At 45.9% G+C, this 22,163-nt stretch carries 15 protein-coding genes; 2 read left to right on the forward strand and 13 right to left on the reverse strand.

The features are described from left to right. Positions 1-131 precede the first annotated feature (131 nt). The 4 genes from ACES2C_RS18245 to ACES2C_RS18260 all read right to left on the reverse strand — a co-directional run bounded on the left by ACES2C_RS18245 (position 132) and on the right by ACES2C_RS18260 (position 4,364). Positions 132-1,025 carry a glycerophosphodiester phosphodiesterase family protein gene (locus tag ACES2C_RS18245; RefSeq protein WP_374164490.1) on the reverse strand — a complete coding sequence of 298 codons (894 nt, stop codon included), beginning with the start codon at positions 1,023-1,025 and terminating at the stop codon, positions 132-134. 18 nt (positions 1,026-1,043) lie between these two features. Further along, complete coding sequence (locus ACES2C_RS18250) at positions 1,044-2,270, reverse strand: YdcF family protein (RefSeq protein WP_374164491.1); 1,227 nt, start codon at positions 2,268-2,270, stop codon at positions 1,044-1,046. 24 nt (positions 2,271-2,294) lie between these two features. Beyond that, positions 2,295-3,200, reverse strand: a complete 906-nt coding sequence (locus ACES2C_RS18255; protein WP_374164492.1) for a DUF6508 domain-containing protein — start codon at positions 3,198-3,200, stop codon at positions 2,295-2,297. Positions 3,201-3,479: 279 nt separating this feature from the next. Continuing rightward, positions 3,480-4,364, reverse strand: coding sequence for a restriction endonuclease (locus ACES2C_RS18260; RefSeq protein WP_374164493.1), 885 nt, complete (start codon positions 4,362-4,364; stop codon positions 3,480-3,482). A gap of 257 nt (positions 4,365-4,621) precedes the next feature. Here ACES2C_RS18260 and ACES2C_RS18265 point away from each other — a divergent pair, with 257 nt between their 5' ends. Further along, positions 4,622-4,930 (forward strand): helix-turn-helix domain-containing protein, encoded by a 309-nt coding sequence (locus tag ACES2C_RS18265; RefSeq protein ID WP_374164494.1) that lies wholly within the window; start codon positions 4,622-4,624, stop codon positions 4,928-4,930. Next, complete coding sequence (locus tag ACES2C_RS18270; RefSeq protein ID WP_374164495.1) at positions 4,927-6,162, forward strand: type II toxin-antitoxin system HipA family toxin; 1,236 nt, start codon at positions 4,927-4,929, stop codon at positions 6,160-6,162. Before ACES2C_RS18265 ends, ACES2C_RS18270 begins: the two co-directional genes overlap by 4 nt. Before the next feature lie 842 nt (positions 6,163-7,004). Here the strand turns inward: ACES2C_RS18270 and ACES2C_RS18275 are convergent. From ACES2C_RS18275 to ACES2C_RS18315, 9 genes are all read right to left on the reverse strand, one after another. Beyond that, the gene (locus ACES2C_RS18275) at positions 7,005-11,846 is read right to left on the reverse strand and encodes a RecQ family ATP-dependent DNA helicase (protein ID WP_374164496.1); all 4,842 of its coding nucleotides are present in this window, start codon (positions 11,844-11,846) and stop codon (positions 7,005-7,007) included. 223 nt (positions 11,847-12,069) lie between these two features. Further along, complete coding sequence (locus tag ACES2C_RS18280; protein WP_374164497.1) at positions 12,070-12,720, reverse strand: hypothetical protein; 651 nt, start codon at positions 12,718-12,720, stop codon at positions 12,070-12,072. After that, positions 12,705-15,359 (reverse strand): DEAD/DEAH box helicase, encoded by a 2,655-nt coding sequence (locus ACES2C_RS18285; protein WP_374166985.1) that lies wholly within the window; start codon positions 15,357-15,359, stop codon positions 12,705-12,707. The genes ACES2C_RS18280 and ACES2C_RS18285 overlap by 16 nt, the downstream gene beginning before the upstream one ends. Positions 15,360-15,367: 8 nt before the next feature. Further along, a complete protein-coding gene (locus ACES2C_RS18290; RefSeq protein ID WP_374164498.1) occupies positions 15,368-15,715 on the reverse strand; it encodes a hypothetical protein in 348 nt (115 codons plus the stop codon). A gap of 2 nt (positions 15,716-15,717) precedes the next feature. After that, a complete protein-coding gene (locus ACES2C_RS18295) occupies positions 15,718-16,344 on the reverse strand; it encodes a hypothetical protein (RefSeq protein ID WP_374164499.1) in 627 nt (208 codons plus the stop codon). A 285-nt stretch (positions 16,345-16,629) separates the two neighbouring features. Further along, the gene (gene mnmE, locus ACES2C_RS18300) at positions 16,630-18,006 is read right to left on the reverse strand and encodes a tRNA uridine-5-carboxymethylaminomethyl(34) synthesis GTPase MnmE (RefSeq protein WP_374164500.1); all 1,377 of its coding nucleotides are present in this window, start codon (positions 18,004-18,006) and stop codon (positions 16,630-16,632) included. A gap of 11 nt (positions 18,007-18,017) precedes the next feature. Then, positions 18,018-18,923 carry a TIGR02757 family protein gene (locus tag ACES2C_RS18305; RefSeq protein WP_374164501.1) on the reverse strand — a complete coding sequence of 302 codons (906 nt, stop codon included), beginning with the start codon at positions 18,921-18,923 and terminating at the stop codon, positions 18,018-18,020. A 37-nt stretch (positions 18,924-18,960) separates the two neighbouring features. Beyond that, on the reverse strand, positions 18,961-20,106 hold the full coding sequence (locus tag ACES2C_RS18310; protein ID WP_374164502.1) for a cystathionine gamma-synthase: 1,146 nt from the start codon (positions 20,104-20,106) through the stop codon (positions 18,961-18,963). 77 nt (positions 20,107-20,183) lie between these two features. Next, on the reverse strand, positions 20,184-22,139 hold the full coding sequence (locus ACES2C_RS18315; protein WP_374164503.1) for an ATP-binding protein: 1,956 nt from the start codon (positions 22,137-22,139) through the stop codon (positions 20,184-20,186). Between the last annotated feature and the right edge of the window lie 24 nt (positions 22,140-22,163).

Raw genomic sequence — 22,163 nt, forward strand, 5'->3', positions numbered from 1 at the left:
CCTTCTGCAGTCGTGATCGTAAACCCTTCAGGCTCCCGCTATCCCCGCTTAAATTCCTGGCGTACTATAAAAAGCGATATAAGGGGCAGTTTCGCCTCATTTCTCCCGCGATGCCCTCCAGACTACAAATTTTACTTGCTCTTCACGTACTGTATCAGTTCTTTCGGGCGGTCGGTCTGTATAATGGTTGCTCCGTTCTTCAGCAACCAGCCCCAGCTGTTGTCCTTATCACCTAAATCCACGGCAGTATCGTCATCATGACCGGCATTTAATGACGCCCATAGTGAATTCAGCCAGACCTGATAGCCCTGCTTTTTCAAATCATGTATATACCTCATCGCCTCGCGGTCCTCGGTCTTGAAAATTGGCTGAAAATCCGTATTCTTTCTCGACTTATAAGATGAGATAATCTCCTTGTATCCCGGCTTATTAAGATCGATGATCGGCATGAGTCTCACTCGCTTATCAATATCGCCATATCTATTCTGAACCTCCTGCAAGGTCAAGTTGTCGTCCACATTCACAATGGTCTGATCGAACATGCCGTACTTCCCGATCAGTTCAATGACCTGCGGAAAGTAACTAAAGCCCTTATCAACATCAATAATTACCTTATCTCTGGCCAGCAGAAGACACTCTTCAAATGTCATGATTTTATGCATCGTGGCTCTGCCCAACCCGTTCCGGAGCGAGAGCTCTTTTAACTGGCTGAGAGTAAATTGTCCCGGTTCGCCCTTTCCTGTCATCGTACGATCGATCGTTTTATCGTGACAGAGCACCAGGACGCTGTCCTTCGTCATTTTTAAATCGATCTCTACGATGTTCACTCCCATGTTAATGGCATACTCGATTGCCTTTCTGCTATTCTCAGGAGCATTGCGCCAGTCGCCCCGATGCGCTGCTACCAGAACCGGTTTCGATGGATCTACTTTGTTTAGGTAGGCTATATCCGCCTTAAGCGTTTGCGAAAAACCCTGAGTTATCGTATTACATACGAGCAGGAATAGTACTAAATATCTTTTCATCTTATAGGTATCAGGAAATCAGGGATCTAAAGGTTCGTCGTTATCAATTCTAAAGGAAGTGATCTCAGGAGTAAACTCAATACTTCTGGGCTCAATAATCTCTCCAAGTTTATAGGGAACGTATCCTAATTCTTTGATACACCTGTCCGCCATATTTTTCACGGATGCGATGTGAAAAGCACGACTGGTGATCAGCGACTTTTTGTTGGCAGGAAAGCCAGCCTGAAACATGATGCGGGCAGCATTACGCAGGTTAGTAGTAGTATGCCGGGCCTGCGGGTCAATGAGTATAGCACTCTCCGGAACATTAAGCACACCGGATAAATAATGCTTCATCTCAATTGCTTCTACGAATTTCGTCTTGTAAGGGTGCGCACGCCCGCCCGATACGAGAATAAAGGGAGCCAGTCCTGCAAAGTATTGAGAAGCAGCCTTACGGCAGGTGATCATTCCCAGGGGTGAAAGAGGCGTGTTCGGCTGATCAGGTCCCGCCCCCAATACCAATATCAGGGCATAAGGATATTTCGAAAAATCAGTACTTTTTACAGAAGCGTAAGCGCTCTTATTCTCACCCTCATCCAGGGGCTCATACAGCGCCGCATCCCAGCGCTCGTTTATCTCCAGGAAACGAGTAGCGGCATACATAGACGAAAACATGGAACTTCCCAGCGATGCAGCCTGTTCGCTCAGTGACATCACGACTTCCTGCAGGATAGTAGCATAGGGCTTTTTAGATGCATTAATAGAAATAGAGTCAATAGCAGGGTAGTTGGGTTTGCGGCCCCCCGCATAGACATCTATCGTAAAATTCATTCCTTCAAAATCTCTTTTCAGCGCGTAGGCAATGCTCTGAACCCTGTCTTTCGACGGGAGAGCATACTTTAAACTTTGCTGCAGGCGGGTGCTGAGAGAGTCATCATCTACTTTAGACGTCGCAATTGCTTTGGCTATAAGTACAGGCAGCTGCTCTATTTCCTCAGCATTCCATTTTAAAGCAGCCAAACCGGCCGCTAAGTCAGCCGGCCTAGACTTCAAACGAAGCTCTCTTCTGCTCAGGATTGACTTGATCTCCGGACGCTGAAAGACAGGCGTATACGTACTCTGATTTTTTAAGAGCAAAAAACTGGCGTAATAATTTTTCGCCATCACCCACTCCTCTGCACCCGAAGGCCGGGCCTTAAACTGACTCATGCCCCTTGAGCAGACAAGGGACATGAGCAGGATAAAAAACAATTTAATCTTCATCAGCTATACTCTTAGTAACCCGCATTATAACAGATCAAGCAGAATCTTCTCGAATGAATATTCGTGTAGCAACGGCCGATTCTTTACAGACAACTGCAGCCCGTATTCCGGCTGACTTTTATGTGACTCAGAATAAGGACGATCCACAACTAAGGCGTTGGGTGTTAACCAAGCCTGTGAAGGTATTAAATAGAGTCCGGGGCACTCTCCCTGAGTATATAGAACAAGGGCAAGATATAAACTGGCTTTCGGTTCAAATTTGCTCTTAGGCATAAAGACATACTGTGACTTAAGCACCGACTTGACCTGGATCTCATAGTACTTACCATTTTTCTTCACTAAAAAGTCAATTCCCTTATCGTCAACTTCCGAAGAATAAACATCGAAGCCGTACTGAGTAAACTCCATCTTCGTAAAATACTCAGCATACTTTCCTAATTGTGAACCTTTTAAACTATTCCAGTTATTTTTCATAAAACTATGACGACCTTCAATCAATTCTTTAAGTCTTTTCAGTAGGGCTAAGATTGAGCCGTTTCTAAATAAGCCGATTAGAGAACCATCGACGAATTTGTCCTGGCGAAGAGCGTACGTTATTGCTTTAATTATAAACAGTAAGTCTTTTTCCTGGATGCCAGGACATCCTGCCCTCAAGTATTCACCTCCTTCTTTCCACTTCGGACAGTCTGGGAAACAAATAACAAGATTTAACTGGTAGCAGTATGATCTAAAATTGGATACTACTGTTGCTTCCTCAAAACCTCCGTAGTAGCTTATACCGTTAATCGTTCCACATACTACCTCTCCAAAGATTTTTTCCCTTTCGATGTCGTCGATCAGCGACAATAAGCGCCGAAAATTATCCAAAGGTACAGAGTAGATATAAGGAATGATAGACTCAGGAGTGTAGGGCGAATCATGTGTATACATAAAACGAAATCCAGCAATATATCAACTTATTAATTATCTAAGCCTTACCATGAAGTTCAATCCTCCCGCCCAAGATCCCGCCCGAATATCGTTCATTGCCAGTATTTCCCACATTCAGGAATCAGATTGCAGGTATTTGAAGATTCAGGTGTTACAGGCGATACTAGCAATTCGGTCCTATGACTATGTTTTGGCTTCAAGTCCAAAGGTCGGACAATTCTACCTCTTTTTTCTTAGATTTTCATCTTTAAATGTAATTCGATGAAAAGAATGGACCGCTCAAGCAAGAAAAGGCGCAAAAAAAGTTAAGTCGACTTCATAGACCGTCTTTGGTTTTACCCCAAGCTGTGCTTTCTCAAACATCCGCACCAGTTTTTCCCCATCAACCAGTTCTACCTTAGGAGCGCCTTCCCTATTGGCCTCTTTTATCGCATCAGAAGAAAACGTTCCGGTAGTAATAATAATGCCCTTCTCCGCTCTTCCCAACATGGCATTTCTAAAGTCGCCCACTTGTGCCCGTGATACAGTTCCCGAGTAACGCTTACATTGAAACAGGACTTTAAAGGAAACAAAGGGGTTCATCTCCAGAGTACCAAAGCCGTCAATTCCGCCGTCATGAGAGCGGCCTGTTACCTGGACGTTCTCAAATCCCGACTCCCGAAGGAGTAAGGCGCACATTTGCTCGAAGCCCGCAGGCGTTAATCGCTGCAGCACTTCGAGTAAGCCCGGCTTTGTCTCAGCCTCATACTTCTCCGGGTCGGCTGCATCCTGTTCCTGCATGATCTCTTCTTCGGACTGCTTTGCCTTTCGCGCCTGCTGATGTATGGCCACCCATTTCAGGAATATTCTCCGCGCATCTTCAATGTTTATGTTGACATTACGCCCTTTCTCAGTGAGAGACCATGTACCATGCGTGGAAGAATCGAGATAGCCTTCCCACACCAGATACTGCCTCGCCCAGCAAACTTGATTATGAAAGCGATCTGCACCCGTCTTCGTAAGTTCGGTTAGAAATGACTCATCCAGCCGGAGGTTCTCGGCTATCTTGTTAGACACTTCACGCGGTTTACCTGAGCCACCCAGCTGCTTTAAAGCATCGAGTATGGGTTGAAACCATTGAAGAAACTGCGATTTTTGTTTTCTTGAAGGAGATTGGGCCGTCATCGGATGTGGGATATTGCGTAAAACTATATAGTGTGTTTAAGTCTTATTCGGTGGGTCAAAGTAAAGGCTTTTCTGCAGTTTGTAAAGGAGGTCTTCCAACCTCTTAAAACTCTACTGTCAATAGTTAGCTGAGGAAACACAGCCCTTTTTGCATAGAATGGATTTACTCCTATTAGCACTGCTCCTTTCATGCGCATCTCTTATATTTGTAATACCATGATGTTAGTACACTACTAAAAACACACGCTATTACCACCATGATATCACTTATTTCACCGTCAAAGGCGCAGAAAAAGATAGCAAATAACCTTCGCGACAGGCGGCTCAGCATGGAACTAACGCAGGAGGGCCTCGCTGAGCGATCTGGTGTGCCCCTTGCAACATTGAGGAAGTTTGAACAAAAAGGGGCGATTTCCCTGGAATCCTTTTTGAAACTCCTGCTAGTCGTTGGCGGTATGCAGGAAGTAATAGATGTCTTGAAACCTTCAAAGCCAACATTCAACTCGATAGATGATGTCCTTAAGAACACCGATGGCATACCCAGAAAGAGAGGACGAAAAAAATGATGGAGCTGTTGACGGAAGTGAAAGTTGGTCTGGATTTCGGTTCAGGGATTCATCCCGTGGGGCGCCTGGCCCTACGCGACCGCAATATTTATTTTGAGTACAACGACACATTCATCCAAAAGGGTATCGAAATCTTGCCGTTGCGCCTGCCCTTGAGAAAAGGAGTGATCGCAATGCCTCAACGTCCGTTTGAAGGACTCCCGGGGGTTTTCAATGACAGCCTGCCGGATGGGTGGGGGCGATTGCTTTTTGACCGATTGCTGAGGTCACAAGGTATCTTGCCTGCCACTATTTCTCCGCTCGACCGCCTGGCGCATGTTGGCTTATCAGGCATGGGGGCGCTAGTTTATGAACCGGATAATAGCCCGTCAGATAAAGCCGGGGACTTTATTGACCTGGATCATCTGGCCTTACAGAGTCAAGAAGTCTTAAAAGGCAGCTCTGAAGAAGTAATCAAAGAACTATTAACCCTGAACGGATCGTCTGCAGGTGCGCGTCCCAAAGCAATGATTGCCCTAAACAAAGATCGTACGCGGATTACCTACGGTGTAGAAAGGCTTGATAAAGAATTTGAACCGTGGCTGGTAAAATTTGCTAATTCTCAGGACGGACATGATGCAGGTGCAATTGAATATGTCTATGCCCTAATGGCAAAAGAAGCAGGTGTGCTGATGCCCGACATACATTTATTCCCTTCCCGGAAAGGCGCCGGTCATTTTGCTGTCAAACGTTTTGACAGAACGGCCAATAAACGATTGCACATGCATACTGCAAGCGGCTTATTGCATAGCGATTTCAGAACGCCATCGCTGGACTATGAGGATTTACTGAATTTAACCGGCGCTCTTACCAGGGACGTCCGTGAAGTAGAAAAAATGTATCGCCTCGCCGTATTTAATGTGCTGGCCCATAACCGGGATGATCATGCCAAGAATTTCAGTTTCCTCATGGATGAATACGGTGAATGGAAACTTGCGCCTGCCTATGACCTTACTTTTTCCAGTGGCCCAAACGGCGAGCAAAGTACGATGGTGATGGGCGAAGGCAGAAATCCACAGATCAGCCATCTGCTAAAACTCGGCCAGGAAGCGAACGTGCCCAAAAAGCGCGTGGAAGAAATTATAGACCGGACCAGAAGTTCTCTAGATCGCTGGACGGAACTGGCAAAACAACATGATGTGCCAAAGACAAATATTGAACTTATCGCGAAGACAATAAAAGGAATCAATTGAGCTAAGAGAAGATGAGTTAACTCAACTCCGGGTGATCGGAGAATTCGTTGAAGTGATTGACTACGCTTCCTATTCCAGCTAGTGCCGATGAGGTTTCCTACTTTCCCAGAAAAGCCGCCCATCAGACCTTTAATAAAACTTCCCATAATGTTAAAATTTAAAGGGTTAAAACTTAGTTCATTGCTCAGGACCAGAACTTTCGCTAGTATCAGCCCTGCCTCTGAACCACATGTAGAACCCGCTCCTGCCCTTGCAGAATGCCGGTGCCAGACGGTGCCAGATGGCTCCAGTTGGCGTCAGTTTTACACCCTTCAGTCCTTTCTTCCATGCTTGAGAAAAGCTCCTGATTATTACCTGATCCGTACCTGGATCGTCGCTTTTCCGTCTGTTCTTTTACTCCCTGCAAGCCCCAAGGAGACGCCGTAACGGCCGGCAGACGGCCGGAAGGAAAAGCAGAGACGGTTCTGAAACGAATCAGAAACGAACCAGAAACGGCCAGCTGACGGCAAACTGACGAAGAACTGACGAATAACTGACGGCAAAACGTAAAAGAACTGACGAAGAACTGACGGCGAAGCGTAAAAGAACTGACGGCCCAACTGAAGGCTTGGATAAGGCCATGAACGTCCCTTGCTTCTTGCGCGAATGCAAGAATATACGTCTGCGCGCCCGCTTGCTACTCCTGCCCGACTTCCAAGTTGACAGGCAGCACATTCTGCGTCAAAAAGGGTGAGGACCTGCCCAGCTGAGTCAGGAGTAAACACATCTTCGATGACGAGGTAGAAGTCATATAAACAGCCTTGCCGTCTGTTTGAGAGGCAACGGTCACAGCGCCGGAGAAATCAAATTGACAAGCACCGCCCATTATAGCCCACTTTCGCAAACTCCAACTCAGGCAAAATAACCTTCACCTCATGCACCGCTCCCTCCTTCAGCCAATAAACAATAAAACAGACCGTCGCATTTTTGAGCATGTAATTTTTCTCCTTCATCGCTGCTATTTGCTCAGTGAACCTCTGTGAGAATTTCAACACGCACTGCCCCTTCGAATTCAGACACTCGTTATCACTCACAGTCAAGCGTGCACCACTGCTCAGCTGGGAAACAAGATGCTGCCTGTTAATAAAAAAGTCAAGCCAGATATCTTTATAGCTTAACTGCATGGTCAGCTCAGAGGGGGGCAAGTGCATTTCTCTGTCGTTAATTTTCTCGAGGTTATTGGTAGTAAGATTATCAAGATAGGGCCCGTTGAGGTGAATGCTCAGGTTTTTCCTGGCACGGGTCATTGCAACATATAGCTGCCGTTTTGCTTCGTCAGTTGATTCATCGAAATTCTCCAGCATCAGGAACACCTGGTCAAATTCTTTTCCTTTAGCCTTATGAATAGTTGAAACGTAGATAGTCTCTCCGTTCTCATTGTAAAAATCCTCCAGCTTCGATTCCCGGACAAAAACCTCCAGGTCTGTTTTGTACTTCCTTTTTGGGTTAGTGGCTTCAAAATCTCTGATAATGTTCTTGCAAATTTCAAGTTTAGAGCTGCCTTGGTATCGGTTCAAAAGCTCCTGCTTCGCACGTTCCCAGTCTTCCTCCGGGATAATGTAAGTATCCTCGTTTAGATTTAATGATTGAAGAAAGAATCGAACCTCCAGCAGATTGTACAGGTTGAAGCTATCGTTTGTCTGGATCAGCCTGGCGGGCACGTTGTTTTTCAGAAGCAATCCGGTGATTTGCTGGGCTTCCTCGTTGGTCTTGGTAAGTACACAAGTCGTGCCGGTGAGCTCGGCCCGCACTACATCGCTGACCAATGGTGTAATGAGATTTCCGCCGGAATGCTGAACCAGTTTTATTTTCCCCAAATCCATTTGTTTTGCAACTACAGGCGTCTCTTTCAAACGATGTCGTATCCTGCTGACGAATTGGTTGGTAAAGTCAACAAGGTTACCTTTACTCCTATAATTTTCAACTAACTCATATTTTACAGAGAGCTTACTTCGTAGAAACCGTTCCAGGAATTGCGAATTTGCTCCTCTGAATTCATAGATATTCTGATCATCATCGCCCACAGCGATTACCCTCATCTCTTCATTCTGCTCCATCAGCGCATTAACCAAATGAAACTCATCCTCATCCATGTCCTGCGCTTCGTCGATCACTAAGACAGTTTTTGTAATCCGGCTTGCTTCTACCTCATTGTTTCTGATCTTTCCAATCGTCTTTTTCAAGATGGCATCCGACTTTTCAAGGCTGCCCGTCTTCCCCAGCAAATCGAAGCAATAGGAATGAAATGTTTTTATCTCAATGAAGTTCGCGGCGTTACCAATCAGCTTCAATAAACGCTTCTTAAATTCTGTTACCGCCGCCCGGGAAAAAGTAAGCATCAATAACTGCTCATGCTTGACATCTTCCATTAAAAGCAATGAAGCAAGCTTGTGTACAAGCACCCGTGTTTTGCCGCTCCCCGGCCCTGCTGCTACTACAATGTATCTGGACTCGTTGTCGTTGATAATTTTTAACTGAGTGGGCGATAGCTCTCCAAATAGCTGCCGGAACTTGGCCGGGGTAATATTACGCCTGATTTCATTTTGGCGGCTGCCTTTAAAATACTTGTTGAGGAAGGACTGGTAATTTAGCTGGAAGTAGTCTTCAACAAACTGCAGGGCATTTTTGTAGTCAGTGATCATCTTCTTGGCATACTCACCCACAATATGGATCTGTTGGATCTTGCTTTCGTAAAACTGATTCAGCTTTTGATAATCTTCTACCTTGTAGCGTTTCCTGGAGTCCTGTTCAAGGCGCTCTATAGTCAGGCGGTTATAAACCACCAGAAAACCGCCTTCAATTTTAATAGCCTCAATTTTTGAAAGATAGAAAAGAGCATCCTCCACATCCTCCAAAGACACCTGTACTGCAAAAAGCCTCAGTTCACGCTCGAATGCTGCTTTTAATTCTAACACCGAAAACTCGACTAAAACTTCTTCCGTGTCTTTATCCTCCCCGGAAGTAGTAAGCCGGCTTTTATCATAGAGGTAACCCACCAGGAACTTAGCCAGCTCATGCCGTTTCTCTAGTTTTTCCTTCAGTATTTCCCCCTGATGCAGAGAAAGTACAGCCACGTGATTTTTCTGATGTTCAAGGTTGCGGCGTTTAATCAGGTTTTTGATGGCCCAGAAGTTAAGGACAGTTTTTATCCTGTGCGTGCTTACCTCTTCTAAACCCCGCTCTTCTGCTTCCTCGTTCAATTCTTTGATATGAAGAACTCTTTCTTCCTCCTGAAGATAGGGCAGCAGAAAGCTTTCTATCTTACTAAATGCTTCAACGATGCTAAGAGATTTGTTTCTGTTCTCCCCTTTCCTGATGAAAGCGGTCAGGTCTTTTGCATCTGCTAAAATCTTCTCTTCCCGAAGGAGATTCACGATCCTGATCACTTCTTCCTTTGTGATTCCTAAATGATCGCTGATATAATCAATACGAGATTCAGCCGACTCGTCGTTTGTTTGCTTTCTGCTTTTGCTTGAAAAGAGCTTCTTGATAATTCTGATTGCTTTTTCCTTTTGCCTCTCGTCAAAGCGTCCGGAAGCATGGATCTTATCGATCGCCTCCTGTGCAGTCCTGGACAATATGCTGTTGGCAAACACCCGCGGCATGTTTTGGCCGCGCTTCAGATAGCCGGCATCTTCCAGCGCTGCAATGGCTGTAGTTACCCTCGTTTCTATTTCCGCAACACTGTCATCCCAGCCGGCTTTTCGCGCAATTTCTAAAGCTGAATTAGATACCCTGGACCGGAACCGGGTAATCTCCTTGATTGCTTTCCAAACCTGTTGAATCTCTTTTATGGAGAGTTTAGTTTGATTCAGGAGAATAAAGTGCTTGCTTAAATCTTCCTCATTGAACAAAACAAAACAGTCGGCCATCATTTTTTCATCCCGCCCTGCTCTGCCTGCTTCCTGAACATAGTTCTCCAGGGAATCGGAAATCTCAAAATGAATCACCATGCCGACGTCCTTCTTGTCGACGCCCATTCCGAAAGCAGAGGTAGCCACGATGATAGGCACTTCGCCGGCTGTAAATGCATTCTGATTGGCTGTTTTTTCCTTCGCCTCCATTTTTCCATGGTAAGGCCGGGCGTTAAAACCGTCTTTAGTTAGTCTATCAGCAAGAGAATAGGCCTTTCTTGTTCTGGAGACATAAATGATGGTGGGACAGTTTTTCTCTTCAATTAAATCTCTGACGGCCTGATACTTTTCCTCTTCATTGTCTTTTTCGAAAACGTTGTAATGAAGGTTGGTACGAGACACCTTTGAAGTAAACAGTTCCAGATCAAGGGAGAGCTTCTCTTTAAAATATGCACGGATATCTTCGATTACTTTTTGCTTGGCCGTTGCTGTAAAGCAGGATACCGGAATTCCATCCTCCAGATTCTTCTTTTCCTGAAGCGACTTTATAAAATCACCGATGTAAAGATAGTCGACCCTGAAATCTTGTCCCCAGGACGAAAAACAGTGCGCCTCATCGATCACAAAACGCACAATCTTTCTGGACAGAAGTAATCGTTCGATTGTCCTTGAGCGAAGGGACTCGGGGGAAATATAAAGAATTGAGGCAGAGCCGTCTTCCACTCGCTCAAAAGATTTAGATCTTTCAATCGGGTCGAGCAAACCGTTGATTGTCACCGCCTCTGTAATTCCAGCTTTTTCCAGGTTATCTACCTGATCCTTCATCAATGATTGCAGCGGAGATATAATGACCGTTAAACCCCTCGCATTTTCACCACCGATTAATGCAGGAACCTGAAAGGTAATAGACTTGCCTCCCCCGGTGGGAAAAACGGCAAGGATCGATTTATTGTTAACGGCAGCCTTTACTGCTTTTTCCTGCAATGGTTCACCGCCATAAGTCCTATAAGTATCAAAACCAAAGAAGCGCTTCAGCGCTGTATGTACATCCAGAGCCCGCTCGCAATATGAGCATCCCCTCAGGCATGGTTTGTTTCGCAAGCGGAACATGATCCGCTCTACTTCAGGATAGTTCTTCAGCACCCAGGGCGGAGTAACAGAGTACGTTCTTTTGTGCGTAATAAAAGAATTGAGGAGAGACAAACAGTAGCATAATGCTACGGGATGATCTGCAATAATGCTTTCAAGGTTAACCTCAGCACAGATCTCATCTCTAAATCTCTGTCTGATCAAATGCTCTGGATTGCCAGTCTCACTCACATAACCTAAAAACAGAAAAAACGAGCGAAACTCTCTCCTATTATTCAGCAAGGCATAATAGATCTGCTTGAGTTCATCATCTAATTGACGAAAAGCGGCCACCTCATCATAAAACAGATCCTTCGCTTTGACGGCATCATTTAATGGATTATTTGCGTCCTCCGTTTGGAGTTTATCATCTTTTAGAAGAGCATGATAGGGTTTCGAGGGGAATAGAAGTGGTGAGAGAAATAAAGTATCAATGGCATTATAGACGGAGATCTTTGCCTCATTAAGTGCGCGACCGATATATTTAATGTCGTGGTTAATAATATTATGGCCGCAAACGAACCGGGTTCCGTTGAGGAAGTGGATAAAGTCAGGAACCGATGCTTTATGAAAAGTACTGCCATCCGCCCGCACACTGCCAATATCAAGGATCTTTAAACTTCGCGGCTCAATTTCAGTGTCAATGAATGCAATAGAATTCATCAATCAATCGCTTTAGGACACTTCTCTACGCAATGTTTTCCCTTGTGAATTTGAAAACGCATAACATCAACTCAAATTTTAAATAGTCACGTTTACTTATCACTGCAATTTTAATTTTGTTTCTTTATGCAGCCACGAAGAACCATCTAACCTAACCACCCGGTGCCATCGAACGTAATATCCAAGCATTTTATAAAACTAAACAGACTTTCTTCGCAGAAGCCTAAAGACTCAAGCCGCTATATAAAAAAATAGCAATACAGCCTATGCATAGAAAACCTACTAACAGAAACAATAGGGCTTTGATTGTCTTGAGCTGTTTTTCTAGTGAGGACACCTTGTTAATCAAAGTCAAGTAATTTTCTCCGATTGTAGTATTCATCTTACCTAGCCCAACTTCTATGTTCTTTTCTAGGACAGTATTTCCTCCTTCAATAGATTCGGTAAGTAGCCGCGCCAACTCATGTGATTCAAAGCTCACAGTTTCCCTTACTCCAGACACACCGTGTTCAACCTTCGCTGCGGTCTGCCCTACTTGCTGCGACACTTCATGTAGTGTTGTTTCTGTAGAGCTTTTAAATCCGTTGAAAGACTGTTCAATACTTTTATTCAACTCGGAGGCATGAGTCTTTAAAGATAAGATCGATTGATCTAACGTCCCTATGAGAGTTTCAATTTGGGTTGATTTTAATTGTAAGTCGGCTTCAATCTTTTCTTTATAACTATTGGTACTTGCAACAAAAATCTCTACTTCACCAATTATACGCTTGGCATTTTCGGTATTTTCAGATGTTAGTTCATTTACCTTTCTGAGCTGCTTGAGCTGATCTATCAGGTTCTCAAATTCTTCCTGTACTTTTATTGTGTCTTCCATTCTAGGACGTTATCTAAAAATTTGCTAAGGCGGTGGGCCGTTCTGTTGATAAGAATTTCATGAGTTAATGGAGCGAGAAGTGGCTTTATAACGGGATTAAGATCTAATATTTTAGCATTAAAAACGGCTAACAGATCCTTTACGTCTTTCCAAGATTCAGTTTCGCTGCTCAGAAACCTTTTATAGCCATTTTGGTACATCTCAATAGCCTGTGTAATAAGTGGTCGTTTTAGCGCTGTATCATAAGTATCCGACTCTTTCGCTTCCAAAGCGAAGAGGCTAAAAGAAGTGAGAAGATCAAGCGTTGCATTCTCCTTTGTCATACTGATTCGCAAATTCGCGCACGCACCGCGAAGGTGTTTGGCATTATCAATTTCTCCGCCCAAACCGTCTGGAGGATGAGAAACATAGTTTAAATAGGTTTCCACGACACTTGTACTCTCAATTCTACCACCGTCGATATCTTTCGGTAGGTAATCTGTACGAGCATATTTTGAGGTAAAATAATAAATAATGTTCTCTCTAAAAGCTTTATCTCCTTGTTCTGCACCAAGTTCGCATAGGGACTTCATGTACAGGATAGAGCGCTTCCTCTTATCGGCGACCTCTGATTCTATAAACTCAATAAGTGTATATAAAACTTTTTGAAGTACTGAAACCTCCTCCTTTTGTTGTGCTCTGTCAATCCAAGCCTGACTTGTTTGAACACCGAGATAACGTTTTAGATAAGTTCTGAAATTCTCAAGGTACTGATCGTCTGACTTGGCTTTAAAACGCACTTCAATAAACTGACCTACGTAATCAATTACGTAGTCGTCGACAATCCCGAGAATTGTCATCCTGTAAATAGCTCGCTGGGTATCGGATGAGTTTCTAATTTTATTGTAACTGTTTCTTACAAGCTCTAGAGTACCTGGAGGCACTCGAAGAGAATCTGTAAAGCCGGTAAATTTCGCGTATTGATATTCAAGGTTACCTAAAAAGTCATATTCGGAATAGCTAAAATTATAAGCCGCCCTTATGACGACCGGTTCTATGTGCTTATTGCCAACGTTCTTTAGAAGCTCGCAAATCTTAGTAACTGTATCATTAGAAAACCCAATTCTGAGCCGATATTCGGCTTGTTTTTTACTGTCAATAAGGGCCTTAATACCTTCGGTTGATCTGGTAGATAGCCAAGACAGATAGAGACCGTCCGCGACTTCTTGCTTCAGTATTCGCCTTGCGTATTCCAAAATTTCTTGAGCTTTGTCAGAATCAAAGTTTTTTGTCGAATCTTCATAGCTTTTCAAATTCCTTTCTAAATCAATTACCCCTATTGAGATTCTTTCATCCATACTGCTCCTCCAAGGACCATTAATATAGATATATCTATCCTTCCAGAGCGTAACATAATGGACCTCGGGAAACTTATCTTGCAGCTGCCTCTTTAGGACGCCTAAATAGAAATTATCTTCATACTGTACCTCTTGTAGAAGTTCATCGATAATTTCTCTTTCTCGTTCTATGCCCTTAAAAGCGTTTCGATAGAAATCAAGATTTGCCTCGGTATCAGCAGGATGGTAAACAATTGTGCAAATTGAGGGATTGCCGTCTCGCCCGGCTCTGCCCGCCTCCTGATAAAAACTCTCGACAGAGCTAGGAAACGAGTAGTGGATTGAAAACCTAATATTTGGTTTATCGATGCCCATACCGAAAGCCTTTGTTGCGATCATTAGATTTGTCCTATTCCTGATATACTCTTCTTGATGCTGATATGACAGGGCAGCTTCACTCTGAATTCTTTCGTCAAGAATAGTGTTTTCGTCTCCTCCTCCAAAGAAGGTTCCGATGCTCAGGTTTTCATCCTTAACCAGAAAGTCATGTAGTGCAAGAACACCATTACGTAGTTTATGAGATTTGGTAGGGCAAAATATTAGGCCAGCATTGAGGTATTCCTCCCCGACTCTTCTAAAAAAATTGGGGTTAGTCCTGAAATAGTCATAACGCTTTTCAAGCTTCTCCATGCGCGCTGAGAGAGATTCAATGATTCTTGCCACTTCAGGATATTTAGCATGGCCGAGATGCTCTTCTCTTTCCCAAAAGGGAAGATTATCTGGCACTTTGCAATTGATTCTTAATATCTCAAAATTTAGTTCCTTTCTATCAATCGCTTCCGCTGGCAGGCTTACAATTGCTTCGTCTGACACCCCTAATTCCCGTTGAACATCTGCAAGCACGTCAAAAGAAGCTGTTGCTGTGAGCCCGAAAAGTGACAAAAGGCCTGATTTTGGCAAACAGAACCTTTTTAAATTTTGAGCCAGCTTTAAATAGGTGTGCCGAAAGTCATGGCCCCATTCAGAGACACAATGGGCTTCATCTATTACCGCATAACTATAATAAACTCTATTGTAAGCGCAACTTTCCAATGACAGCCGGAACTTCTCCATCTGGAATCTCTCAGGCGAAACAAACAAGATTAAATATTTACTTTCCGTTAGCTCTTCTAGGTTTTTTTCTCTTTCGTCTTTGGTATTAAACGAATTGATGTAGTTTGATTTGTCAATTCCATTTTCGAGAAGCTTGTCGAACTGATCCTTCATTAAAGAGTTTATAGGATCAACCACAACAGTAACTCCCGGATGAAGTAGGGCACATATTTGGTATGTTAAGGACTTCCCCCTCCCGTGGGCAGTAGACCGATTACATCTTTTCCTTGTAGGGCCCGGTTAATGATTGATTCTTGTCCTGCCCTAAACCGGTTTTTCCTAAAAATATTTTGCAGAAAATACCCCAATGCCTGTTCCTGCTTTTGAGTTCTGTATTCAAATCTTTGAAAGTACTTTTTATCCCTCTCTTCTTCGATCACTGAACCGAGCTGGTCATAAGAAATATTGCGATCAGTGAAAATCTTGCTAAAAAGGGGTTCAGCCTTCTCTTCAAAAGACACTATATTATAACAGCCAAACTGCTCTGCATTAAAAGCAATTTTTAAAGATAGTCGATCGTCTTTCAACGTTAAGTAATCAATTTTTTCTCTTCTTTACCAACTAAATCGTTTAGCGCCTTGAAAAGATTATTTAAATCCTCAACTATTGTTAATGCAAAGTTTTTTCTCACGCCCGATATTTGAATTGGACGGTTTTCACCATAGACTTCTGTGATAACTAACAGGAGTATAGTTTTTTGGATCTGAGCAGCAGCGATAAGGTCAAATAAGACACGATAGACTTTAAGGTATTTGCTCCCAAACTTAGCAGTGATTATTGTTTCGTCTAATCGGTCAAAATTATTTAGAAGCTCTATTAAATCTTCATCGTTAAGGCCTTGGGAAAAGGTTGGACTTAGCTTAAATTCTAACTGTGGTCTATCTTTATTGAGTCGTAAAAACTCGTCCTCAAAATGTTCATTTAATACTTCTTCGGATATTAACAATGAAGAACGGGTAGGTTCACCTCTTGATAAAATGTTCCACGCAACTTTCAATAATGGATTGACAGAATCGGTTCTTATATACTCAGGCAAATCCGAAATATGGAAGAACAAATGGGCATTGTAAAAGCTGGCTACCGCAGGTTTACCGACGACTTGTTCTAGGATTTGATTGAGTTCATCAATATAGTATCCGGCTTTAAAAACGGTCATGTAGTGAACAAAAGAGGCTTAAGCGTGAAACTATTCCTGTGGCAAGCTACCAAATAATACGAATACCCGCAAACTTTTGGCAGAGGAATCTATCAAAGTAAGGAGCTGCCATCTTCTGACTTCCGATTATAAAGATACATTATGTATTTTTAGAAGGAGCCCATAATGGGGTAGCAACTCGTATTACGCTGTCCTAGGCTCCATATAGTGAAGCTTCTGAAAGAGGGGCATATAAAAACACTAAGTCGGCAATAATAAAAGAATCAGGAACAGTATTTTACACTCTTACTTCCCTATACAAAACTTCGAAAAAATATTATCCAGCAGATCATCTGTCGTGACCGTTCCGGTGATCTCACCTAAGTAATACAGGGCCTGCTTGATGTCCATGGCCAGGAAGTCGGAGGTGACGGGATTCTCAATCCCTTCGAGTACGCGGTTGAGGGATGCTTCGGTGTGTTGCAGGGCTTCGACGTGTCGGATGTTGGTTACGAGTACGTCGTCAGTATTGATCTGATGCAGGTTGACCTTGCGCAGGATCTCTTCCTTGAGCTCTTCGATGCCTTGCTTGTCGCGGGCGGAGATGTAGTGCATCTCCAGGCCTTCGAGCTCCTGCTTCCTGCCGGCTTGCAGCAGGTCGGTCTTGTTCATTACCGCCACCAGGGGAATGTTCAGCTCTCCGGCTTCGTTGAGCTGCTGGCTGATCTCCGGGGCGTCCTGCTCAGGATCGAACAGGTACATGATCAGCCGCGCCTGACGCATCTTCTCAAGGGTGCGCTCTACGCCTTTGGCCTCGATCTGGTCCTGCGTCTGGCGGATGCCTGCGGTATCGATAAAGCGGAACACGACGCCCCTGATGCTGATCTCGTCTTCAATGGTATCGCGGGTAGTGCCGGCGATATCGGATACAATGGCGCGCTCTTCATTGAGCAGCGCATTGAGCAAGGTGGATTTCCCCACATTGGGCTTCCCAGCGATGACAACGGGCACGCCGTTCTTCATCACATTGCCCTGCTCGAAGGAGCGGATCAGCCGGCCGGTTACCCGCAGGATCTGATAGATCAGGTCGCGCAGCTGCTCACGGTTGGCAAATTCGACGTCTTCTTCGGAAAAATCAAGTTCAAGCTCTACCATGGAGGCGAAATGGATCAGCTGCTCGCGCAGCTGTTTCAGCTCTCCGGAGAAGCCTCCGCGCATCTGCTGCATCGCTACCTGGTGCGAAGCGGCTGAATTGGAGGCAATGAGATCGGCTACGGCTTCGGCCTGCGAGAGGTCGAGCCCCCCATTTAGGAAGGCCCTCAGTGTGAACTCGCCTGGCTTTGCTGCCCGGGCGCCTTCGCGGATGAGGAGGCGGATGAGGTTTTCTATGATGTACTGCGAGCCGTGGGTGCTGATCTCTACCACGTTCTCGCGGGTATAGGAATGCGGCGCTACAAAGAGCGAGACCAGCACTTCATCGAGCACGGCCTCTCCGTCGCGGATGGTTCCGAAATGGATGGTGTGGGAGGCTTGCCTGGAAAGGTCTTTCCCCCTGAACACCTTGTTGGTGATGCTGATGGCTTCGGGGCCTGAAAGGCGGATCACGCCGATGGCTCCGCTGCCGCTTGGCGTGGCGAGTGCTACAATGGTATCAGATGGATAGAGGGATGGCTGGTTCTGCATGGATGCGTCCTTTAAAATTTTTCTTCGATGCCCAGTCCGAACAGGGCAAAATCATACTTCACCGGGTCGTGGGGGTCGAACTCACGCAGTCTTTCTGTGAGTTCGTTCACGGTCTGCCAGTCGGTCTGCTTGCGGCTGATGAGGCCGAGCTTGCGTGCTACACGGTCTACATGCAGGTCGCAGGGGCACATTAGCTGTGAGGGACTGATACGGGTCCAGAGCCCGAAGTCGACTCCCTTGTCGTCTTTGCGTACCATCCAGCGCAGGAACATATTGAGCCGCTTGCAGGTGGAGCGCTGCGAGGGCGAGGTTACGTGCTTAATGGTACGCGAAGGGAAGTCGGGCAGGCTGAAAAAGTAAGTCCGGAAATGGTTGAGCATGTTCTCCACCCGGTGATGGTCTACCTGCAGTTCCTGCAGGTAGCAGGCTGGTGAGGAATAGGCTTCCATAGAATGTGGCCCCGGAACGGTATCCATAAATTCTTCCCTGAACACTTCGCCAGGGAACATGCCCGTACGTGAAGGGAGAAAGGCGTCTTCCAGCGTGTCAAACTGACTGTAATGGCGCCTGAAGAAGCTGATGAAATAGAGGAGGTCTGTATCGTTGAAGGTGCGGTGTTTGAAGCCGAGCAGGCCCTTTAGGTCTTCTTCGCTGTGGTTCTTCACAAAGTCGTAGGGCTTCCCTCCCATCCGCTCTGAAAGCTCGCGGCACTTACTGATGATGGTCTTGCGCTGCCCCCAGGCGAGGATAGCGGCAAAGAATCCCATGATCTCGATATCCTGCTTCTGTGTGAAGCTGCGCGGGATCACAATGGGGTCGTTCTCGATGAAGCCCGGCTGGTTGTACTGCTCTGCCTTTGCGTTCAGGAATGCGGCCAGGTCCTTCCCTGCTTCAATATGCTGTGCTTCGCTCTTCATGTTCTATGCTTCTCTCTTTGTATGTACCGTCTGCTTATCAGGCGGTCTTCAATGCGTTCTCCAGATCCTGAAGAAGATCTTCAATGTCTTCTATTCCTACACTGAGGCGCAGCAGGTTATCAGTCACTCCGGCTGCTTCGCGTGTCTCTCTGGGTATGGAGGCGTGGGTCATGGTTGCAGGATGGTTGATGAGGGATTCTACTCCACCGAGCGACTCGGCCAGCGAGAACACCTTGAAGCCTGAGGCAACCTCGAAGGTGCGTTTTAGGTCGGCGCCCTTAATGGTGAAGGAGATCATGCCGCCAAAGTCGCGCATCTGCTTCTTTGCCACTTCATGGTTGGGATGGTCTGCAAATCCGGGCCAGTATACTTTATCGACCTGCGGGTGCTGACGCAGGAACGCAGCGATCTGCCTGCCGTTCTCGCAATGCGCCTTCATGCGCAGGTGCAGGGTTTTGATGCCGCGCAGCACGAGGAAGCTGTCCATAGGGCCAGGGGTTGCGCCGCAGGAGTTGTAGATGAACCAGAGTCGTTTGTACAGCTCTTCGTCATCGAGCATGAGGGCTCCCATAACTACATCGGAGTGTCCGCCGAGGTATTTGGTAACGGAGTGCATGACGATGTCGGCTCCGAGATCTTTGGGGTTCTGCAGATAGGGCGACGCAAAGGTATTGTCGACCGTCAGCAGCACCTTATGTTCTTTGGCAATGGCGGATACCGCTGCAATATCAATGACCTGCATGGTTGGATTGGTGGGTGTCTCAATCCAGATGAGCTTTGTCTTCTCGTTGATATAATCGCGGATGCGTTCGGGCCTGGAGAGGTCCACAAAGTGGAACTTGATGCCGTACTGGGCGAAGATCTTAGTAAAGATGCGGTAGGATCCTCCGTAGAGGTCGTTGCCGGTGATCACTTCATCTCCTGCCTTGAGGAGTTTCATTACCGCGTCGGTAGCTGCCATTCCGCTGGAGAATGCCAGTCCGTAACGGGTGTTTTCGAGGGCTGCCAGACAGTCTTCCAGGGCTTTCCTGGTCGGGTTGGTTCCTCTCGAGTATTCGAATCCCTGGTGTTCGCCGGGGGATTTCTGCCAGTATGTGGAGGTCTGATAGATAGGCGTCATGACCGCCCCTGTTGTGGGATCGGGCTCCTGACCTGCATGTATTGCTTTGGTTGCAAATTTCATAGCTTGTCGTTTAAAGAAAACAAAAATAGAAATACTGGGGGAAGATTGGCCGGAAAGCTTGTTTTATTACCGTTGGATTACGTGATGGCAGAGATTGCTTTGGGGAGAGAGACGATCACTTCGGTTCCTTCGTTATGGCGGCTCCTGATTTCTATGGTACCCCGATTGGCATCTACAAACTGCTTCACCATCATGAGTCCCAGCCCTGTACCGCTCTCACTTTTGGTGCCGTAGGTGGAAATGCTCTTACCAACAGAGCTAAAGAGCCTGCTGATCTTTTCTTCGGTCATCCCCACTCCCGTATCCTTGATATGAACTTTGCAGCATTCGTCATCTTCTTCGAAAGAAAGACTGACGGTGCCCCCGCTGTCGGTGAACTTTACGGCATTCCCTACCAGGTTACGGATGATCACGCGCGCCTGGTCCGGATCGGCATAGGCAAGTACCGGATCTGCGGTTCGACGGAGGAGCTCGATCCCCTTGTTGCGTGCGATGATCTCATAAAGGCAAAAGATATCGACGCCGATAGCGGCCAGGTCTACCACTGCAGGCTCTGCGCGGATGCCTTTCTGCTGCCCCAGGGCCCAGTGGAGCATGTTGTTGACCATGTTGGTAACGAGGGTGATCTCGCGATAAAATCCTTCCATGATGATCTTCTGCTCATCTGGAGAGAATGCGCCGTCGCAAAGAAGCTCTGCAGCCTGCTGCACGGAAGCGAGCGGAGCGCGCAGGTCATGGCCCAGAATGTAGAACAGCTGATCTTTGGTGTAGTTGAGTCGCGAGAGTTCTTTGTTTTGCTGCTCGATCTTGTCATTTTGCAGTTGTATACTCTTGTTGTTTTTCTCGAGGCGGCGGTTAAGCAAAAATCGTTTTCGGTTACTGCGATAAAGCAAAGCGGCAGCCAGCACCATGATGACGCCACCTATCCCTACGAGGGTAATAATAAGATTGTTAAACCGGATCTCTTCCTGCTTATGCCTGTTTTCATTGAACAGCTGCTTGTTCTCAACCATCTTCTGCTGGAGGTGCAGAAAGTTGATCTCCTTCTCTTTCACTTCATCGAACATGCTGTCGTCGTACTCTTTATACAGCCGCAGGTATTTGTAGCCGTTGCGGTAATCGGATCTGCCAATGTATGCTTCTGAAAGGATGCGACACGACCTTGCTGCCTCCCACTTTACTTTCATTTTCCTGGCGAGGTCGAGTGCGGCACTAGCATAGGTGATTGCTTTGCCATGATTCCGCATACTGTTATAGGTCTGGGCTATACCAGAATAAGCAAACGTCAGTTCCCAATTGTTCTGGCCGCTGCCGAGCACGCTCTCATAATGTTCTAACGCTGCGCGAAAGTTACCTTTGCGGTAATGTACTTCTGCTATCCGGTTTTGAACTGTGAGGAGGGCATTTGTATTTCCGGTACGCCTGGCCATAACGAGGGCTTTATCCAGAAAGAACATGGCAGAATCGGGCAGGTTTCGCTGGTCGTAGCAAACGCCAAGGTTCGTATAGTTGCAGGTAAGTCCTCTCTGATTCCGGCTTTCCTGATTGATAACAAGGGCCTTGCGAAACTCCGCAGCGGCATCATCATACCGTTTCTGAGCGAGGTAAATGAGTCCTACACAGTTAAGGGCCTCTGCGGCCTCCTGGGACCGCTGCCTGCCGGTCCGTCCGCAGATCAGTAATACTTTCGAACTGGCCTCTAGGGAGGAGCTGAATGCGCCCTTGATGTAATGCGCTTTCGCCATATGTAGCAGAGCACTTGCCTGCGATGCTGGCGACCGTTGCAGACTTGCCAGACGGTAGGCCTGACGGGCATATATAAGAGAACTATCGGGGAATTGAAACTTATAATGAACGGCCAGACGTAACAACAGACCGATATTGGAGGGGTTGTACTCGTAGTGATCCTGCCGTAAAACTATTTCCCACTGATCCCGAAGTGTCTGAACTGATTTATTCTGCGCTACTACTGTAACAAAGTTGAGCGTATAAAAAAGCAGTAGAATAAAGCGTAAATTCAGGCTGGATGACATTAAAAGCGTTAGGAAAGTTTCGAA

This window comes from Arcticibacter sp. MXS-1 (assembly GCF_041902385.1).
In the GTDB taxonomy this organism is placed as follows: Bacteria; Bacteroidota; Bacteroidia; order Sphingobacteriales; family Sphingobacteriaceae; genus Arcticibacter.